A 17,484-nucleotide genomic window follows, 5' to 3' on the forward strand; every position below is an offset into this window, starting at 1 on the left:
AGACTCGGCGCGAGGGACTCGGCGCGAGGGACTCGGCGCGAGGGACTCAGCGCGCCGGCGGAAGACCAAGATGGGCTTCGGTCTCTCCGATCCAGCGGCGGATCGCGGCGTAACGACCAAGATCAAAACCACCTTCATGCGCGAGACGGGTATAAGCGAGCAGGGAGATGTCGGCCAGCGAAACGTCTTCGCCCGCGAAGCAGCGGCTCGCGGCGAGATGCTGCTCCATGCGGTCGAGCGCGGCATAGCCGCGCCTGACCTTGTCGGGATCGAGCTCGGATAGGGCCTTGCCGAGATAGACCAGCTGGAAGCGACACACCGCGATATAGGGCTCGTGGCTGTACTGCTCCCAGAACAGCCATTCGTCCATCTTGGCTGCGGCAAAGGCGTCGCGCGGAACGAGCGCGCTGTCGCGGGCAAGGTAACGAATGATGGCGTTGGACTGCGCCAGCGTGCGGCCATCGTCGAACGCCACGGTCGGCACCTGGCCGGCGCCGTTCATTTTCAGGAATTGGGGCGTGCGCGTCTCGCCCTTGCGCGTGTCGATCTCGATCCAGCGATAGGGCAATGCGAGGTGATCGCAGACCCACTTCACCTTCAGGCAATTGCCGGAATTGCTGTCGCCGTAAATCTGCATCGCTGCCGCCCCGCCTCTGGCGACAGGGCATCAGGACACGGCCAAGCTGTCAACTGCGGGGCGGAGAAGCAGCGTCAGAACTTGTAGCCGAGCCCAGCACGAACGGTGTTGATGCTGGTGTCGACCGCAGCGCTGAAGCGGATGTACTCGTATTCGGCGCGCATGAACAGGCCGCCGACCAGGTTGACATCGACGCCGACACCAGCGGTGTAGCCGTAGATCAGGTGATTGTGCTGGGCGTCCGTCGAGTTCAGGGGCTGAAGCGGAGTGTAGGTTCCGAACTGGGTCGCGCTGACGCGGTCCTGGACATTTGCCGTGCGCACGATGTCGGCGTTGCCGAGCGCGAGGCCTCCGAACATGTAGGGCAGGAAGCATCCCCAGGCGTAACCGGCGCGGCCGCGGAACGTCGCCATATCAGTGATGCTGATCGACGACGTGGAGGTCGCCGTCACATCGTGGAAATTGCCATCCGACAGGGCGGTGGGGCTGACCCGCCGCTCGGAGGCCGACGACATTCCACCGAACGTCCCGTGCAAGTAACTGATTTCGACGCCGAGGACCGCGTCGTCCCACTGCGCGTTATAGCCGACGAAAGCACCGTAGCCGGGGTTGCGTTGCGAGGCCTTGCCGAGGCCGAGATTCCACGAGGACACACCCATCGAGCTTTCGATCAGCGTATCCGCCAACAGGGCCGCCATCATGTTTTTGGTGGAGCCGTTGAAATTCTCATCCGACGAGCCGTAGCCGGCCTGAGCGCCGACATAGCTGCCTTGCCAGTTGACGCTGGCGGTGCTCAGGCCGTCGGTGAAGCTGCCCCGCAGGATCGGCAGATCGGAGAGATCGGCCGCGTGCGCCGCAGACACCGTCCCCAACATCACCGCTGCCACCCAAAGCCTACGCATTGCAACGCTCCATCGAACTCGAACTTTTCGCTCGTGATCATGGCTCGTTAACCTTAACCAATGGTTGCGCCGGAGGCTTTCATCGCCACCAGGCAATGAAAAATACGCAAAGCAAAACGGCGCGGGATGATCCCGCGCCGTTAAGAGACATTAAGCGATGGAGCTGATGATCAGCCCTTGGTGACGAGCGGCGGCGGCGCGTAGACCGGCGGGCTGTTGAGCTCCCAGCGCACGCCGAGCTTCACGTCGTTCGAGGTGATGTTCTTGATCTTGATCGTGGAGGGGCCGGAGATGCTGCCATCGAATGCGCGGAAATTGCCGGGCGCAGCGTCGCCGAGGTTCATGTAGCTGTAGGCCAGTTCAACGGTGAACCCGGGATTGACCTTGTAGGCGAGACCGGCATGGGCGGCCCACGCGAAGTTCCACTTACCGTTGTCGCCGAAATAGGTGACGCTGTTGGACAGAGCGCCGGCGGTGTAGCGAACGCCGTTGTCCTGGAAGCCCGAGAGCTTGTTGTAGGAACCGCCGACACCGGCGCCGATGAACGGGGTGATGCACCACCAGGTGCCGAGATCGACATAGGCGTTGGCCATGACGACCCACTCGGACTTGCTGCCGGCGTAGGTGTTGGCTTCGACATCGGTCGGCCCGAGCAGGACGCTCTGCGACCCGTGCAGATTGGCCTTGCCGCGATACTGGCCGATCACGTCGGTGCGGAACCAGTTGTTGAAGCGGTAGCCGACACCAAGGTCGAACAGCGGCGAGGAGTCGAAGCCAAGGCCGGCGGTCGTGGTCGGGAACGTCGCCGACGTCGCGCTGTCGATGCTCTTTGCAGTCTGGTTGGTCATGCCGATGTCACCGCGCAGATACCAGCCGCCGAAGTCGGCAGGCGGAGCGGGCGGCGCGTACATGGGGGGCGGAGCCGCGATCGGCATATCGGCGGCGAACGCCATCGACGAGATCAGTGATGCCGCACCCGCGGCAAGGAGAGACTTAACGCTACGCATTGGCTTCGTCCTTATGGCCGGTGAGGCAAAATGCGGATGCCTCACGTTCTGGAAACTCACGAGCCGGACGATGGCACCAAATGTTTAAGCGCCACTTAACCCTAATTTTTAAGGTTGATTTTTTCTCACCACTCGCGCGAACGCGGCGCAAGCGTTGCAAAAATGCGGCAGCTGGAGCTTCAGGGAAGCTCCAGCTTCTCGTTTGACGCGTTTCCTTGACGCGAACCGGTGTCCACTTCGCTGGAAAACGCTTTCGCGCGCCCCAATTGCTAACGATGTATGAAGCCGCAATGCGGCAAATGAGGAAGTGTTAACGCACGTGCCGCGGCAGCTTGGGCAGGAACACCGCAAGCAGCCCGATCGCCGGCAGATAGGCGCAGACCTGGTAGACGAACTCGATCGAGGTGTGATCGGCGAGCTTGCCGAGCACGGCTGCACCGAGGCCGCCGATGCCAAAGGCGACGCCGAAGAACACGCCGGAGATCATGCCGAAGCGATGCGGCACCAGCTCCTGCGCGAACACGATGATCGACGACGTCGTCGAGGAGATGATCAGACCGATGATCACGGTCAGCACCGCGCTCGCGTAAAGCCCGGCATAGGGCAGCGCCAGCGTGAACGGCAGCGCGCCGAGAATCGAGATCCAGATCACGATCTTGCGGCCGAAGCGATCCCCGAGCGGCCCGCCGAGAAACGCACCGACTGCGTTCGCCGCCAGGAAGATGAAGAGGTACATCTGGGCGGCCTGCGTCGACACGTTGAAGCGGTCGATCAGGTAGAAGATGTAGTAGCTCGACAGGCTCGAGACGTAGAGCTGCTTCGAGAACAACAGCGCGACGAGCACGGCAAGCGCGACCGCGACGCGGCGCGAGCTCGGCGCATCAGGATGAGCCTGAACCGGCGCCGTCTTCTTCGCCTTGATCTGCGGCTCGTACCAGCGGCCAATGCGCCAGAGAATGACGATGGCGAGAAACGCGATCGTGGAGAACCAGGCGATGCTGCCCTGCCCGAACGGCACGACGATGAGCGCGGCGAGCACCGGACCCATCGAGGTGCCGAAGCTGCCGCCGAGCTGAAACACCGATTGCGCAAAACCGTAGCGGCCGCCGGAGGCGAGCCGCGCGATGCGCGCGGATTCCGGGTGAAACACCGCCGAGCCGAGACCGACCAGGGCTGCGGCAATCAGGATGACGAGATATTGGTGCGCAGCGCTGAGCAACAGCAGGCCGAAGAAGGTCGCGGCCATACCGATCGACAGCGAGTATGGCTGCGCCTTCTTGTCGGTGTAGTGGCCAACCACCGGCTGGAGCAGCGAGGCCGTGAACTGGAACGCCAGCGTGATCATGCCGATCTGCGCGAAGTCGAGCGCGTAGGTGTCCTTCAGGATCGGATACACCGAAGCGATCAGCGACTGCATGGTGTCGTTGAGGAAGTGCGAGAAGCTGATGCCGGCGAGCACGATATAGGCCGGCCCTGCGGAAGCGCCGGGTGCGATATCGGCAACGACGACCGGCTCGGTCAGCGTTTCCTCGGAGACGACGACAGGCTTGTTCAATGGATCGATCCCGGCAGGCGCGGCGAACCGCCGCAGTGCCTAACTACGATGCTGGTTGCGGCCGAACCACCGCCAATCGTCGATAGCTGGGATGCGTGTGCAGGTCTCACCGCGAAACAGAAATCGTAGGGTGGGCAAAGGCGCCCTTGCGCCGTGCCCACGTCACGGAAGTGGTGGGCACGCTTACGCCTTGCCCACCCTACCATACTGTGGTTGTCGCTAGGCTGCGGCAGCCTGTCCCAGCGCGGAGACGATGGTGTCGACGACGTCCTCGACAAGGACGCGGTCCTCGCCCTCGCCCATGACGCGGATCACGGGCTCGGTGCCAGAGGAGCGGATCAGCAGGCGGCCGTGGCCGTTGAGCCGCTTCTCGCCATCGGAGATCGCCGACTTCACCTCGGAATCGTCGAGCGGCTTGCCGCCCTTGTGGCGGACGTTCTTGAGGATCTGCGGCAGCGGATCGAAGCGGTGGCAGACTTCCGACACCGGCCGGCGCAGCTTCTGCACCACGGCCAGCACCTGCAACGCGGCGACGAAGCCGTCGCCGGTGGTGGCGTAGTCGGACAGGATGATGTGGCCGGACTGCTCGCCGCCGAGATTGTAGCCGCCGTTCAGCATCTGCTCGAGCACGTAGCGATCGCCGACCGGCGTGCGCACGAGATCGAGCCCCTGCCCTTTCAGGAAGCGCTCGAGGCCGAGATTGGACATCACGGTCGCAACGATGCCCGGACGCGACAGCCGGCCGTCTTCCTTCCAGCTCTGCGCGATCACCGCCAGCAGCTGGTCGCCGTCGACGACATGACCGCGCTCGTCGACCAGGATGACGCGGTCCGCGTCGCCGTCGAGCGCAATGCCGATGTCGGCGCGCATCTCACGCACCTTCCGCGACAACGCTTCCGGCGAGGTCGAGCCGCAATCCTTGTTGATGTTGAAGCCGTCGGGCTCGACGCCGATCGGCACCACGTCGGCGCCCAATTCCCACAGCGCTTCCGGCACGACCTTGTAAGCGGCGCCATGGGCGCAGTCGATCACGACGCGCAGGCCGTCGAGCGAGAGATCGCGCGGCAGCGTGCGCTTGGCGAATTCGATGTAGCGGTCATGCACGCCGTCGATACGGCGGGCGCGGCCGAGGCTCGCACTTTGCGCGAGCCTCTTGTCGATCGGCTCGTCGAGCAGCAGCTCGATCTGCTTCTCGACGTCGTCGGAGAGCTTGAAGCCCTGCGGGCCGAACAGCTTGATGCCGTTGTCCTCGAACAGATTATGCGAGGCCGAGATCATGACGCCGAGATCGGCGCGCATCGACTTGGTGAGCATCGCGACCGCCGGCGTCGGCATCGGGCCGACCAGCAGCACGTCCATGCCCACCGAGGTGAAGCCAGCGACCATCGCGTATTCGATCATGTAGCCGGACAGGCGGGTGTCCTTGCCGATCACGACCCGATGGCGATGCTCACCGCGCTGGAACGCAAGGCCCGCGGCCTGGCCGACCTTGAGCGCGAGCTCCGGCGTGATCAGTCCGTTGGCGCGGCCCCGAATCCCGTCCGTCCCGAAATATTTGCGGCTCATATCGTCCCCCACGCAACAACCAGGGATCCCCACGACAACTACCGGATGCCTTATACGGCTCCGCCATCCCTGATTACGCAAGGGTCTTATAAAGCGTTCGCGGCTAACTTGGCTTCAAAAAATATGATGAATCATTACGGAACCAAGGCTGGTTTCGCCCTGGTAACTTATTGTTAACATTATATTTCCTGCTGAGGCGCGGGGCTCCGCGGGAATTCCGGGCTAATCCGTTCGCTTGACGTGACCGTCCGCGCGGCTCGGCGCCGGCTGGGTGACGTTGACGGGATCGGAGCCCGGAAAGGTCTCTTTCAGACCCTCCACCAGCGCGTCTTCGAGGGCCTGCTTCTCCTTGATCTCTTCCGGCGAAGGTCCTGTGTGCGGCTTGGTCATGGCGCCCTCTCGCAAACGATTTGGCTGTGCATCCAACCATGCTAGATGACCCCGAAACCTTCCGATGCAAGACTCTTGATGCAAGACCGGCCGGGGAACGTTCATGAAGCACATCACCTGTATCGACGATCTTCGCGCGCTGCATAAGCGCCGCGTGCCGAAGGCGTTCTTCGACTATTGCGATCGCGGCTCCTACGCCGAGGAAACGCTGCGCGCCAACCGCGAGGACATGCAGGCAATCAAGTTTCGCCAGCGCATCCTGGTCGACGTCTCCAGGCGCGACACCTCGACCACGATCCTCGGCGAGCAATCGACCATGCCGCTGGTCCTGGCGCCGGTGGGCCTGCTCGGCATGCAGCATGGCGACGGCGAGATCCACGCCTGCCGCGCGGCGCAGGCCGCCGGCATACCGTTCACGCAGTCGACGATGTCGATCTGCTCGATCGAGGACATCGCGGCCAATGTCGAGAAGCCGTTCTGGTTCCAGCTCTACGTCATGAAGGACCGCGGCTTCATCAAGGAGCTGGTCCAGCGCGCCATCGCGGCGAAGTGCAGCGCGCTCGTGCTCACCGTCGATCTCCAGGTGATCGGCCAGCGCCATGCCGACATCAAGAACGGCATGACGATTCCCCCCGAATGGTCGCTGTCGAAGTTCATCGATTTCGCCACCAAGCCGGCCTGGGTTTCCGGCGTGCTGCAGGGCAAGCGGCGCACCTTCGGCAACATCGCCGGCCACGTGAAGAACACCGAGGACCTCAACCGCCTCGCCGAATGGACGGCGTCGCAGTTCGACACCTCGCTGAACTGGAAGGACGTCGAGTGGATCCGGAGCATCTGGCCGGGCAAGCTCGTCATCAAGGGCATTCTGGACGTCGAGGACGCCGAGGAAGCGGCCAAGACCGGCGCGCAGGCGCTGGTGGTGTCGAACCATGGCGGCCGCCAGCTCGACGGCGCGCCGTCCTCGATCGAGGTGCTGCCCGAGATCGCCGACGCGGTCGGTGAGAAGATGGAGATCATGTTCGACGGCGGCATCCGCTCCGGCCAGGACGTGATGCGCGCGCTCGCGCTCGGCGCGAAGTCCTGCATGATCGGCCGCGCTTATGCTTACGGGCTGGGCGCCGGCGGCCAGGCCGGCGTCGCCAAGGCGATCGACATCATCCAGAAAGAGCTGCTCACGACCATGGGCCTGTGCGGCGTCAACAGGATCGACGAGATCGACGAACATATTATTGCGGAGGCACCGTAGCGACGGTGCCGCAGGGTAGGCAAAGCGAAAGCGTGCCCACTGATTTGCGAAACACAGATAAAGTGGTGGGCACGGCGCCAACGCGCCTTTGCCCACCCTTGTATTAGCGCGCCGCCGCTCACATCGGCGGCGTCACGCCATCGCGGCCGACATTGACCCGATTCGCTTCCAGCGTGCCGTCTTCCTTCTTTGCCGCACCGAAGATGATCAGCTTGGCGCCGGGCTTGACCTCGGACTTGTCGCTGGCGACGAAGGTGACGATCGGTGTCTCCGGCGGCACCACGACTTTCTTCTCGCCGTCCTTGTACTTGACCGTGATGTTCTGGCCGTCGGTGCCCTTGACGGTCTGCGCCACGGTGGCATTGGTCATGGTCGAGTTGGCGCGGGCATCCCAGGGGCGAAAACCTTCGGCGGCGCCGCGCTGGTTCTCCGGAAAGATATGCACGGCGATCGCCTTCTGCGTGCCATCGGGCTCGGGCATGGCGGTGACACCGATATAGGAGCCCTCCTTGATCTCGGAGAGCTCTGTCTTCACCACCGCGAAGACGGCGACGTTGTCGGTCATCTTCACCTTCACGTCGGTGCCCTCACGCGTCTTGATGCCGAGCGTGTTGCCGTCGACGTTTTCGATGGTGCCGCGGATGCGGACAGTCGGCGTTTGCTGCGCCGAAGCGGATGAAGCGAAAATGCAGGTGGCAAATGCAGCCGCGATGGCGCGCGGCATCCAGTTGGTCAGTGTCGGCATGGCCTTGTCCCTCCGGGCATGTTGCGGCGATCACACGGCAAACCCCGCATGACCGCCCGCTATTCCGGGAAAGCCTGATCACATCGGCGGGGTCAGGCCGTCACGGCCGACACTGACGCGATCGGTCTCGAACGAACCATCCGGCAATTGCTTCATGAAAGCGATGACCTTGGCGCCGGTCTTCAGCTCGGACTTGTCGCCGGGCACGAAGGTCACGACCGGTGTCATATCGGAGACGAACACCTTCTTCTCGCCGTCCTTGTACTTCACCAGCAGCGTGTGGCCGTCATTGCCGACCACGCTCTCCGACACCGTGGCATTGGTCATGCTGGAATTGGGCTTGAGGTCATAGGGCCGCGAGCCCTCACCGGTTCCGCGCATGCTCTCCGGAAACACGTGCACCTCCACGGCGTTCTCGCCGCCCTCCGGCCCCGGCACGGTGGTGGCGCCGACGAAGGAGCCGACCTTGATATCGGCGAGCGAAATCTTGGTGACGCCGGCCACCCGCAGGTCGGATGCGATGTGGAGCTTGACGTCCTCACCGCTGCGCGACTTCACCAGCATGGTGTCGCCCTCGACGCTCTCGATTGTGCCACGCACGCGGGTCGGCACCGGCGCCTTCTGCGCGAATGCGGCGAGGGTCGAGATGGTCACCATCGCGACAGCTAGGATTGGACGTGTGAAAGATGCACGTTGAACAGGCATGACGGTCTCCGGATAGTCCCCACGGGGATAGAACGCCGGAGACGGCGCACTATTCTCTCAAGTCTTTGTGAGATCGGCCTCGACCAGCGCGCGCAGTTCCGCGGTCACCTCGGGCCGCTGGCCGAACCACAGCTCGAAGCCGCGCACGGCCTGGTGGAGCAGCATGCCGAGCCCGTCGGCGGTCTTGAGTTCGCGAGCCCGGGCGGCCGCAAGCAGCGGCGTCACCAGCGGGACATAGACGAGGTCAGCGACGACGGCCCCTTGCGGCAGACGCGCCACGTCGACCTCGAGCGCGGGCTGGCCGTGCATGCCAAGCGAGGTCGTGTTCACGAGAAGTTTTGCCCGCGGCAGGACGTCGTTGATGCCGTCCCAGACCAACGGATGCACGTTCGGCCCGAATTCCGCGGCCAGCTCCTCGGCCCGCGTCAGGGTGCGGTTGGCGAGGTGGATCCGGCCAAAGCCGCGTTCGAGCAGGCCGAACACCACCGCACGCGAGGAGCCGCCGGCCCCCAGCACCAGCGCTTCATCCGCACTGTCCCAGCCGGGCGCGCTGGCGTCGAGATTGCCGAGAAAGCCCTCGACATCGGTATTGGTCGAGCGCAGTTCACCGTCGGCAAACCACAGCGTGTTAGCGGCGCCCACGGCCCTGGCGCGCGCATCGGGGGTCGACAGCGCCAGCACGCCCTCCTTGTGCGGAATGGTGACATTGGCGCCGACAAAACCGCGCAGCGACAGCCGCAGCACGAAATCGCGCAGGTCCCCGGGCGGAACGGCCTCGATGACATAGCCGCCAGCGATGCCGAGCGTGCGCAGCCAATAATGATGAATCAGCGGCGAGCGCGAATGCGCTGCCGGCCATCCGATCAAACAGGCCGCGGGCGGTTTGGGCGCGCTCGTCACGTTGCGGGGATCCCTGAATGGTGTTGCAGGCGATCTCATTTCGCGTCCCGCCGGTCCTGTCAAGCAGGCGGGGACGGCACCGCGGATCCGGCCACGCCGGGGACTGCCTTGATGTCGGCGACTGCGCGCTCGATGGTCTGGCGATAGCGCGCGCGCTGCGGGCTCACCCCGTGGGTGAGCAGAGCGCGGCGGACCGCAGGCGAAGCCCCGGTGATGAAGAGCCGGATGCCCTGGCGCTGGGCCTTGGCGGCGACGCGCCCCAACACGTTCGCAGCGGTGGAGTCCAGGAACGGCACCGCGGCGAAATCGACCACGAGCGCCTTGCGCTTGTCGGCAATGCCGTCGAGCACGCCTCCGATCGCAGACGCCGCACCAAAGAAGAACGCGCCGGTGATGCGATAGACCAGGACGTCGCGGTCGACCGCGAGCGCGGAATCGTAAGGCACGCGCTCGCCATTGGCGTCATCGGGACGGTCGGGCACGACCAGCGGCGAGCGCTCCTCGATGCCGGTCATCTCCGCCATGCGATGGATGAACAGCACCGCACCGAGCGCGAAGCCGACCAGGATGCCTTCGGTCAGGTCGCGGAAGATCGTGAGCAGGAAGGTTGCCAGCAGCACGACGGCATCGCCCCAGGACGAACGCAGCAGCGTCGCGAATTCCTGCTTCTCCGCCATGGTCCAGGACACCACCACGAGCACGGCCGCGAGTGCGGCGAGCGGGATGTAACTCGCGAGCGGGGCTGCGACCAGCATGAACAGCAGCAGGAAGACGGAGTGCAATATGCCCGCCAGCGGCCCGCGCGCGCCGGCGCGGATGTTGGTCGCGGTGCGCGCAATCAGGCCGGTGACGCAGATGCCGCCAAACAGCGCCGCGCCGATATTGGCGGCACCTTGCGCGACGAGTTCGCAATTGGAGCGGTGACGGCGTCCGGTCATGCCGTCTGCGACCACTGCCGACAGCAGCGATTCGATGGCCGCGAGCAGCGCAAACGAGATCGCATCCGGCAGCACCGCTGTTGCCTTCGCAAGCGAGAACGCCGGCAGTGCCGGCGACGGCAATTCGCGCGGAATGCCGCCGAAACGACTGCCGATGGTTTCGACCGGCAGCGACAGTGCAACCGTCGCGATCGCCGCGAGCACGACTGCGATCAGGATGCCGGGCCAGGACGGCCGCCAGCGCCGCAAGCCGGCGATGATGGCGATGCTGACGAGCGCGACGCCAAACGCGGATGGATTGATGGTATGAAGGCCACCCGCGAGCGCCATGAGTTTCGGCACGAACTCGCTCGGCTCCTTCCCCGCCAGCGTGATGCCCGAGAGATCGCGCAGCTGGCTTGCAAAGATGATCACGGCGATACCGGCGGTGAAGCCGACCGTGACGGGATAGGGAATGAACTTGATGTAAGTGCCGATGCGCAGGAGGCCCGCGGCGATCAGCACGATCCCCGCCATCATGGTGGCGAGGATCACGCCGTCGACACCGTGCCGCTCCGCCGTCACCGCGACCAGCACGATGAAGGCACCCGCGGGGCCGCCGATCTGGAAGCGGCTGCCGCCGAGCAGCGACACGATGAAGCCGCCGACAACCGCGGTATAGAGCCCGCGGTCCGGCGTCACGCCCGAGGCGATCGCAATCGCCATCGACAGCGGCAGCGCGACGATCGCAACGGTGAGGCCCGCAAACACGTCGGCGCGGAAATCCGCGACGCCATAACCCTCCCGCCAGACGGTGACGAGTTTTGGCAGGTAAAGTTCGGCAAAGGTCGGCTGGCGCAGCCGCTGCAGACCGCTTGCGTGATCGCCTGTGATGCTCATTTCAGCAAAGTGCTCCGCTGCCCCCACAATGCTCCGGTGCATCGTGCGTGCGACGATGCGCTAATTCATCCTGATCCCGGGCACGATCATCGCGATCATGCCCCGACGCGGCGCGGTGGCCCCGGATGCTTCAGACGAACGCCCCGCCCGCCGCTGTCGCTGCGAGCCTGTTCGCCGATCAACTCGACGCCGGCTCGATCGAACGCCTCGACCACCTTGATCAAAGTCTCGACCACGCCGCGCACATTGCCGGTAGAGGCCTCCATCCGCTGGATGGTCGGCAGCGACACGCCGGCAAGCTCGGCCAGAGCTCTCTGGTCAATGCCAAGCAGCGCGCGGGCCGCCCGCATCTGGAATGACGTGATCACCTTGGCCTCACGTATCAGAGCTTATAAATGATATCTAAAGCATGTACAATGATGTAAAATACATCAAATCTGGGCGAACGCAAGCGCTGCCCGTCCATCTTCTCCGTCATTGCGAGCGCAGCGAAGCAATCCAGAATCCCTCAGCGGAAAGACTCTGGATTGCTTCGCTGCGCTCGCAATGACGCGTGGAGAGGGCGCGGACTAATGAAACAGCGCATGCGTGGAGCCGATCCCTCACTCCCTCTCCCGTGAGAACGGGGAGGGGGAGTAGGAGAGAGGTGCGTCCCTAACAGCTCACGCCGCGTGCTGATGCGCGGCGATGATCTGGTCGGCGGCGCGGCCCGTGACTTCGGCCATGTGGTCGAACTGACGGGTGAAGCTGCCGGCGCCTGCCGTGGCCGAGCGTAGCTCGACGATGAGCTCGCCGATCTCGGCTTCCGGCATCATGGCGCGGACGCAGTCCCAGCCGCTCCAGCCGTCGCGGGTGTCGAAGCCGAGGATCTGGCCGCGCCGCGCCGACAGGATTGCGTTGATCTTGGCGGTGGCATCGGTCGGACAGACGATCTCGACCACGTGGATCGGCTCCAGCAGCACCGACTGGCATTGCGGCAGGCCTTCGTTGAGCCCGACCCGCGCCGCCGTACGGAAGGCGAGGTCGGACGAGTCGACGCTGTGATAGGAGCCGTCCGTCAGCGTCACCTGCAGATCGGTGACGGGGAAACCGAGCGGGCCGCGTGTCAACCCGTCGACGACGCCCTCTTCCACCGCACCGATATAGTTGCGCGGCACCGCGCCGCCGACGACCTTCTCGGCGAACTTGAAGCCCTCGCCGCGCGGCAGCGGCTTGATGTCGAGCACGACGTCGCCGAACTGGCCGTGACCGCCGGACTGCTTCTTGTGGCGGCCGCGCTGGACGATCGGCTTGCGGATGGTCTCCTGGTAGCCGATCGCGGGTGGATGCGAAGCGATCTTGACGCCGAAGCGGTCGCGCAGCCGCTCGCTGGCGACGCGCAGATGCATCTCGCCCTGGCCCCACAGCACGGTGTCGTGGGTCTGGGCATTCATCACGAAGACGAGCGAAGGGTCCTCCTCGTGCAGCCGCATCAGCGCCTGGCCGAGCTTGACGTCGTCCTTGCGGTCGGTGGCCGCAACGGAAATGGCGAGCACCGGCGGCGTCGGCTCAGCGGCGGCCAGCGCCGCCGGCGGAGACTTGCCGCTCGACACCGTGTCGCCGGTCTTGACCGGATCGAGCTTGGCGAGCGCCACGGTGTCACCGGCTTCGGCCGAAGCCCGCTTGCTGTCGTAAGCGCCGTTGACGGCCAGGATGCCGGAGATGCGGCCCGTTCCGCCGGAGGCGGATTGCAGCGTGGCGCCGTCCTCGAGATGGCCGGCGAGCAGCCGCGTCAGCGACAGCTTTCCGCCGTGCTGCGAATGCAGCGTCTTGAAGACGAAGCCGAGCGCGTCCTTAGCGGAGGGTACGCCAAGACGTTTTGCGGTTTCCGCAATGCCGGGCGCCTCGTGGCGCAGCGCCTTCATCAGACGCAGCACGCCGTTTTCGCGCGCCGCAGCGCCGAGCAGCACGGGACAGATCAGTCCCTCGCGCAGTTCGCGAGCGAGGTCGTCGAACACGGCATCCCGCGGCGGCTGAATGTCTTCGAGCAATTGCTCCATCAGCGCGTCGTCGTGATCGGCGAGCTTCTCCAGCATCGAGAAGCGCGCCTCCTTCTCGCGATCGAGATTGCCGCCGTCGAGCGCGACCACTTCAGAGGCCTTGTGCTCGCGATAGACGAACGCACGTTCCAGCGCGAGATCGACGAAGCCCTCGATCAGATCGCCCTTCCAGATCGGGATCTGGCGCAGCACCAGCGGCACGCGCGAGGCGGGCTGCAGCATCGCGAGCGTCTCGCGGATGCGCTCGTTGGCGCGGTCGATCTTGTTGAGGAAAAGAAAACGAGGGATCTTCAGCTCCTCCAGCTCGCGCAGGATGATCTGAAGCTGCGGCAGCTTCTTCTCGTCGGCCTCGCAGACCACGATGGCGGCGTCGACGGCGGGAAGCGCGGCGCGCATGTCGTGGGCGAACTCGACGGAACCGGGACAATCAAGGAAGGTGTAGCTGTCGCCCATGAAACTCGTGGTGGCGGCAGTGAGCCCGACGGTCATCTTGTGATGACGGGCCTCAGGCGTGGCGTCGCCGACGGAGGTTCCGGCATCGACGCTGCCGGCGCGCGGGATTGCGCCCGTCCGCGCCAGGATCGCTTCGAGAAGTGTGGTTTTACCGCTTTGGAAAGGGCCCACCAGCGCAATGCACCGTGGACCTCGGGGACTTCTGACGTCTTGTCCCATTCGCCGCCTCCTTGGTGTGGAGCTCGGCCCATGATTGGGTCGGCAAACGCAGATGCTCTGCCCGTCCCCCAGATTTGGCAAGCGTCAAACGTCGCTGCGGTGCGTCGTCAGTGTTCCACCTCTCGCGAAGGGAGAGGTGGAAGCCGGCATCGTCGTCGGGTCGGGCGTTAGCGGCCCGGACGGAGTTCCAGGCTCTCGAGCCCTGCCGCAACGTTGAGGCCGACCTGGCCCTGCACGCTGAGCGGCTGAAGTGCGATCGAATTGTTGGAGCCACCGACCAGCACGTTGCCGCCGAGACCGACGCCGACCGATGCGCTGCCCTGCGCACCCGCGTAATTGCCGGAGAGATCGCCGGGGCCGAGCCGATTGACCGGCGCGAACACGCCCCAGGCGAGCGCCGTCTCCTGGGTGATGCCGAGGTCGATGCCCACTTTGCGGATCGTCGCGACATAGCGGTCTTCGGGCAGGCCGTCGGCGCGCAGCACGCAGCCGAGATGGGTCACCGATCCCACCACGAAGCCGATGCTGGCGCCGCCGCGGCATTCGAGCACGCCGACCTGCACCAACCGCGACTGCGCGTTGGCGCCCGCGACCGAGGCAGCGAGGCTAGCGGCAGTGAGTCCGGCAAGGAGGAGTGAGCGGCGCATGAAAATGTCTCCGGCTATGAATGTGATGCGAGCAGAGAGGGCGCCATTCCCAGGGCGCGCGTTGGTCTATGCCACAATAGTTGCGGTGGTGCCAGATCACGTGCGCCACAAAGAAAAAGGGCCCGCTTTTGCGCGGGCCCTTTCACGTCGGATCGTTACTGCGAACTTAGCGCAGGTTGCCGCAGAAGCGCTGGATGCGCTTGCAGGCGTCTTCGAGATCCGAGGTCTTGGTCGCGTAGGAGATGCGGAAGGCCGGGCCGAGGCCGAAGGCCGAACCCTGCACCACCGCAACGCCCTCGGTCTCCAGCAACTCGGTGACGAACTGCTCGTCGTTGGAGATCACATTGCCCGACGGCGCGGTCTTGCCCATCGTGCCGGCGCACGACGGATAAACGTAGAACGCACCTTCGGGACGCGGGCACTCGATGCCCTTGGCCTGGTTGAGCATGGAGACGACGAGATCGCGACGCTCCTTGAACACCTTGTTGTTGGCGGCGATGAAGTCCTGCGGACCGTTCAGCGCTTCCACCGACGCCCACTGCGAGATCGAGGACGGGTTCGAGGTCGACTGCGACTGAATCGTCGACATCGCCTTGATCAACTGCGCGGGACCCCCGGCGTAGCCGATGCGCCAGCCGGTCATGCAATAGGCTTTCGACACGCCGTTCACGGTGAGCGTGCGGTCGTAGAGGCCAGGCTCGACCTGCGCGACGGTGGTGAACTGGAAGTCGTCATAGACGAGGTGCTCGTACATGTCGTCGGTCATCACCCACACATGCGGATGCTTGACCAGCACGTCGGTGAGCGCCTTGAGCTCGGCCCTCGTGTAGGCCGCGCCGGTCGGGTTCGACGGCGAGCACAGGATCACCCATTTGGTCTTCGGCGTGATCGCGCGATCGAGCGCTTCGGCCTGGAGCTTGAACCCGCTCGCGGCGTTGCAGACCACCGGCACCGGCTCGCCACCGGCGAGCGCTACCATCTCGGGATAGCTGACCCAATAGGGCGCCGGGATGATCACCTCGTCGCCCGGATTGATGGTCGCCATCAGCGCGTTGTAGAGCACCTGCTTGCCGCCGGTGCCGACGATGATCTGGTTCGGCTTGTAGACGACGCCGTTCTCGCGCTGAAACTTCGCAATGATCGCGTCCTTCAACTCGGGGATGCCGTCGACCGCGGTGTACTTGGTCTTGCCGGATTCGATGGCGTGGATCGCCGCCAGCTTGATGTTGGCAGGTGTGTCGAAGTCGGGTTCGCCGGCGCCGAGGCCGATGACGTTGCGGCCCGCCGCTTTCAGCGCGCGTGCTTTATCCGTGACCGCGATGGTCGCGGACGGCTTCACACGGTCGAGCGCAGCAGCAAGGAAGGCCATCGTCATCTCCTGACAAGCGTCGTGAACCCTTTGGCCTCACGACTCCAATTGTGGGAATGGACACACCCTAAAACGTGTGCCGCTGCACCGCAAGAAACTTCGGCCCGATCTCGAAAAAGTTTACCGGCTTTGGAGCGTTTCAAGGCTCGATTTCCCGCAATTTTTCGCAACTTTGCCGGGCAAACCGCTCATATTCGGCAAGGCTTGTCCTCGGAGCAATTTTGCGCGCTGTGTCGCCATGAAACCAGTCGCCGTCATGGCGTCAACGCCCAACTCAAAAAGCTCCGCTCGTTCACCAATGCGTAGCGCAATTCGTCGTGCGCGTTGACGCAAGCGTGATCTGATTTGCAGCGTCGCACGAACATGATCTTCCGCGGCGTTGCAGTGCGGTAGGGTTTTCGAGTTTTTCTATGGGGCAGCCCTTGCGGCGGATTCGCATCGGCATCATTGTTTAGCCGCGGTGCGGGGCAACAAGCGCCGAACCTTCCCGTCCCTCGGAATCGAACTCCCAGAATGTACAAGCTCTATTCGATGCAACGCTCGGGCAACAGCTACAAGGTCCGCCTTGCGCTGGCGCTGTTGAACGTGCCCTACGAACCCATCGAAGTGGACATTCTGCGCGGCGAGAGCAAGACGCCGGACTTCCTGGCGAAGAACCCGTCCGGACAGGTGCCGCTGCTCGAGGTCGGCGACAATCGCTATCTCGCCGAGTCCAACGCCATCCTCTGGTACGTCGCGGTCGGCACGCCGCTGGCGCCGGAGAACCGGATCGATCGCGCCGAGGCGCTGCAATGGATGTTCTTCGAGCAGCACGCGCTCGAGCCCAACATTGGCGCGGCATATTTCTGGCTGTCGCTGGTCAAGGGCGGCCGCGACCTGCAGACCCACGCGCTGGAGGACTGGATGGAGCGCGGCTATGGCGCGCTCCAGGTGATGGAAAACCACCTCAAGACCAACGCCTATTTCGCCGCACGGCAGCTCACGGTCGCCGACATCGCGCTGTACGGCTACACCCACCTCGCCGACCGCTGCGACTTCGACTTGTCGCCCTTCCCGGCGATCCGGGACTGGCTGAAGCGCGTCGAGGCCGCGCCCGGCTTCGTGGCGATGGACTGGCGTCCCGCCGACATCGACGATGCCGCCAGCATCGCCGCCGGGGCCTGAAAGCCGGTGCAGCGTCAAGAAATGGCGGGCATGGCGTTAACCTTTGCCCTATTCCCGCCGCTTTCAGCGTAATTGCCGCCGCATTATTGCCCGCTGAAATTGTGAAGTTGCTCGGCGTCGCGG

At 64.5% G+C, this 17,484-nt stretch carries 16 protein-coding genes; 2 read left to right on the top strand and 14 right to left on the bottom strand.

Features of this window, described 5'->3' with window-relative positions; all coding sequences use genetic code 11:
• Positions 1-46 precede the first annotated feature (46 nt).
• From K3F49_RS34670 to K3F49_RS34695, 6 genes are all read right to left on the bottom strand, one after another.
• A complete protein-coding gene (locus K3F49_RS34670; protein ID WP_234685349.1) occupies positions 47-637 on the bottom strand; it encodes a glutathione S-transferase family protein in 591 nt (196 codons plus the stop codon).
• Positions 638-711: 74 nt separating this feature from the next.
• Complete coding sequence (locus K3F49_RS34675) at positions 712-1,539, bottom strand: outer membrane protein (RefSeq protein ID WP_234685350.1); 828 nt, start codon at positions 1,537-1,539, stop codon at positions 712-714.
• Positions 1,540-1,709: 170 nt separating this feature from the next.
• Entirely contained in the window at positions 1,710-2,546 is an 837-nt protein-coding gene (locus tag K3F49_RS34680) for an outer membrane protein (RefSeq protein ID WP_234685351.1), read from the bottom strand.
• A gap of 310 nt (positions 2,547-2,856) precedes the next feature.
• Positions 2,857-4,101 (bottom strand): MFS transporter, encoded by a 1,245-nt coding sequence (locus K3F49_RS34685; protein ID WP_234685352.1) that lies wholly within the window; start codon positions 4,099-4,101, stop codon positions 2,857-2,859.
• A gap of 219 nt (positions 4,102-4,320) precedes the next feature.
• Positions 4,321-5,667, bottom strand: a complete 1,347-nt coding sequence (gene glmM, locus K3F49_RS34690) for a phosphoglucosamine mutase (protein ID WP_234685353.1) — start codon at positions 5,665-5,667, stop codon at positions 4,321-4,323.
• Positions 5,668-5,889: 222 nt separating this feature from the next.
• The gene (locus K3F49_RS34695) at positions 5,890-6,057 is read right to left on the bottom strand and encodes a hypothetical protein (RefSeq protein ID WP_234685354.1); all 168 of its coding nucleotides are present in this window, start codon (positions 6,055-6,057) and stop codon (positions 5,890-5,892) included.
• Between the two features lie 103 nt (positions 6,058-6,160).
• Here K3F49_RS34695 and K3F49_RS34700 point away from each other — a divergent pair, with 103 nt between their 5' ends.
• Positions 6,161-7,303, top strand: a complete 1,143-nt coding sequence (locus tag K3F49_RS34700; protein WP_234685355.1) for an alpha-hydroxy acid oxidase — start codon at positions 6,161-6,163, stop codon at positions 7,301-7,303.
• 118 nt (positions 7,304-7,421) lie between these two features.
• Here K3F49_RS34700 and K3F49_RS34705 read toward each other — a convergent pair whose 3' ends face one another.
• From K3F49_RS34705 to K3F49_RS34740, 8 genes are all read right to left on the bottom strand, one after another.
• Positions 7,422-8,048, bottom strand: a complete 627-nt coding sequence (locus K3F49_RS34705) for a single stranded DNA-binding domain-containing protein (RefSeq protein WP_234685356.1) — start codon at positions 8,046-8,048, stop codon at positions 7,422-7,424.
• A gap of 78 nt (positions 8,049-8,126) precedes the next feature.
• Positions 8,127-8,753, bottom strand: a complete 627-nt coding sequence (locus K3F49_RS34710) for a hypothetical protein (RefSeq protein WP_234685357.1) — start codon at positions 8,751-8,753, stop codon at positions 8,127-8,129.
• A 57-nt stretch (positions 8,754-8,810) separates the two neighbouring features.
• Positions 8,811-9,692 carry a shikimate dehydrogenase gene (locus K3F49_RS34715; RefSeq protein WP_234685358.1) on the bottom strand — a complete coding sequence of 294 codons (882 nt, stop codon included), beginning with the start codon at positions 9,690-9,692 and terminating at the stop codon, positions 8,811-8,813.
• 20 nt (positions 9,693-9,712) lie between these two features.
• Positions 9,713-11,470, bottom strand: a complete 1,758-nt coding sequence (locus tag K3F49_RS34720; protein ID WP_234685359.1) for a SulP family inorganic anion transporter — start codon at positions 11,468-11,470, stop codon at positions 9,713-9,715.
• A gap of 95 nt (positions 11,471-11,565) precedes the next feature.
• Positions 11,566-11,838 (bottom strand): helix-turn-helix domain-containing protein, encoded by a 273-nt coding sequence (locus K3F49_RS34725; protein ID WP_234685360.1) that lies wholly within the window; start codon positions 11,836-11,838, stop codon positions 11,566-11,568.
• A gap of 294 nt (positions 11,839-12,132) precedes the next feature.
• Complete coding sequence (locus K3F49_RS34730; RefSeq protein WP_234685361.1) at positions 12,133-14,181, bottom strand: elongation factor G; 2,049 nt, start codon at positions 14,179-14,181, stop codon at positions 12,133-12,135.
• A 167-nt stretch (positions 14,182-14,348) separates the two neighbouring features.
• On the bottom strand, positions 14,349-14,828 hold the full coding sequence (locus K3F49_RS34735; RefSeq protein WP_234685362.1) for a DUF992 domain-containing protein: 480 nt from the start codon (positions 14,826-14,828) through the stop codon (positions 14,349-14,351).
• A 166-nt stretch (positions 14,829-14,994) separates the two neighbouring features.
• On the bottom strand, positions 14,995-16,197 hold the full coding sequence (locus K3F49_RS34740; protein WP_234685363.1) for a pyridoxal phosphate-dependent aminotransferase: 1,203 nt from the start codon (positions 16,195-16,197) through the stop codon (positions 14,995-14,997).
• A gap of 513 nt (positions 16,198-16,710) precedes the next feature.
• On the opposite strand from K3F49_RS34740, the gene K3F49_RS34745 reads away from it, so the two are divergent.
• Entirely contained in the window at positions 16,711-17,361 is a 651-nt protein-coding gene (locus K3F49_RS34745; RefSeq protein WP_234685364.1) for a glutathione S-transferase family protein, read from the top strand.
• The last annotated feature ends 123 nt before the right edge of the window (positions 17,362-17,484 follow it).

This window comes from Bradyrhizobium monzae, from assembly GCF_021458635.1.
Taxonomy (GTDB): Bacteria; Pseudomonadota; Alphaproteobacteria; order Rhizobiales; family Xanthobacteraceae; genus Bradyrhizobium.

What these genes read in the sequence shown, in the direction of transcription:
- K3F49_RS34735 (WP_234685362.1), bottom strand. Translation starts at nt 14,828, where the DNA reads ATGCGCCGCTCACTCCTCCTTGCCGGACTCACTGCCGCTAGCCTCGCT.
- K3F49_RS34745 (WP_234685364.1), top strand. Translation starts at nt 16,711, where the DNA reads ATGTACAAGCTCTATTCGATGCAACGCTCGGGCAACAGCTACAAGGTC.
- K3F49_RS34740 (WP_234685363.1), bottom strand. Translation starts at nt 16,197, where the DNA reads ATGGCCTTCCTTGCTGCTGCGCTCGACCGTGTGAAGCCGTCCGCGACC.
- K3F49_RS34680 (WP_234685351.1), bottom strand. Translation starts at nt 2,546, where the DNA reads ATGCGTAGCGTTAAGTCTCTCCTTGCCGCGGGTGCGGCATCACTGATC.
- glmM (WP_234685353.1), bottom strand. Translation starts at nt 5,667, where the DNA reads ATGAGCCGCAAATATTTCGGGACGGACGGGATTCGGGGCCGCGCCAAC.
- K3F49_RS34720 (WP_234685359.1), bottom strand. Translation starts at nt 11,470, where the DNA reads ATGAGCATCACAGGCGATCACGCAAGCGGTCTGCAGCGGCTGCGCCAG.
- K3F49_RS34705 (WP_234685356.1), bottom strand. Translation starts at nt 8,048, where the DNA reads ATGCCGACACTGACCAACTGGATGCCGCGCGCCATCGCGGCTGCATTT.
- K3F49_RS34710 (WP_234685357.1), bottom strand. Translation starts at nt 8,753, where the DNA reads ATGCCTGTTCAACGTGCATCTTTCACACGTCCAATCCTAGCTGTCGCG.
- K3F49_RS34700 (WP_234685355.1), top strand. Translation starts at nt 6,161, where the DNA reads ATGAAGCACATCACCTGTATCGACGATCTTCGCGCGCTGCATAAGCGC.
- K3F49_RS34670 (WP_234685349.1), bottom strand. Translation starts at nt 637, where the DNA reads ATGCAGATTTACGGCGACAGCAATTCCGGCAATTGCCTGAAGGTGAAG.
- K3F49_RS34675 (WP_234685350.1), bottom strand. Translation starts at nt 1,539, where the DNA reads ATGCGTAGGCTTTGGGTGGCAGCGGTGATGTTGGGGACGGTGTCTGCG.
- K3F49_RS34715 (WP_234685358.1), bottom strand. Translation starts at nt 9,692, where the DNA reads ATGAGATCGCCTGCAACACCATTCAGGGATCCCCGCAACGTGACGAGC.
- K3F49_RS34695 (WP_234685354.1), bottom strand. Translation starts at nt 6,057, where the DNA reads ATGACCAAGCCGCACACAGGACCTTCGCCGGAAGAGATCAAGGAGAAG.
- K3F49_RS34730 (WP_234685361.1), bottom strand. Translation starts at nt 14,181, where the DNA reads ATGGGACAAGACGTCAGAAGTCCCCGAGGTCCACGGTGCATTGCGCTG.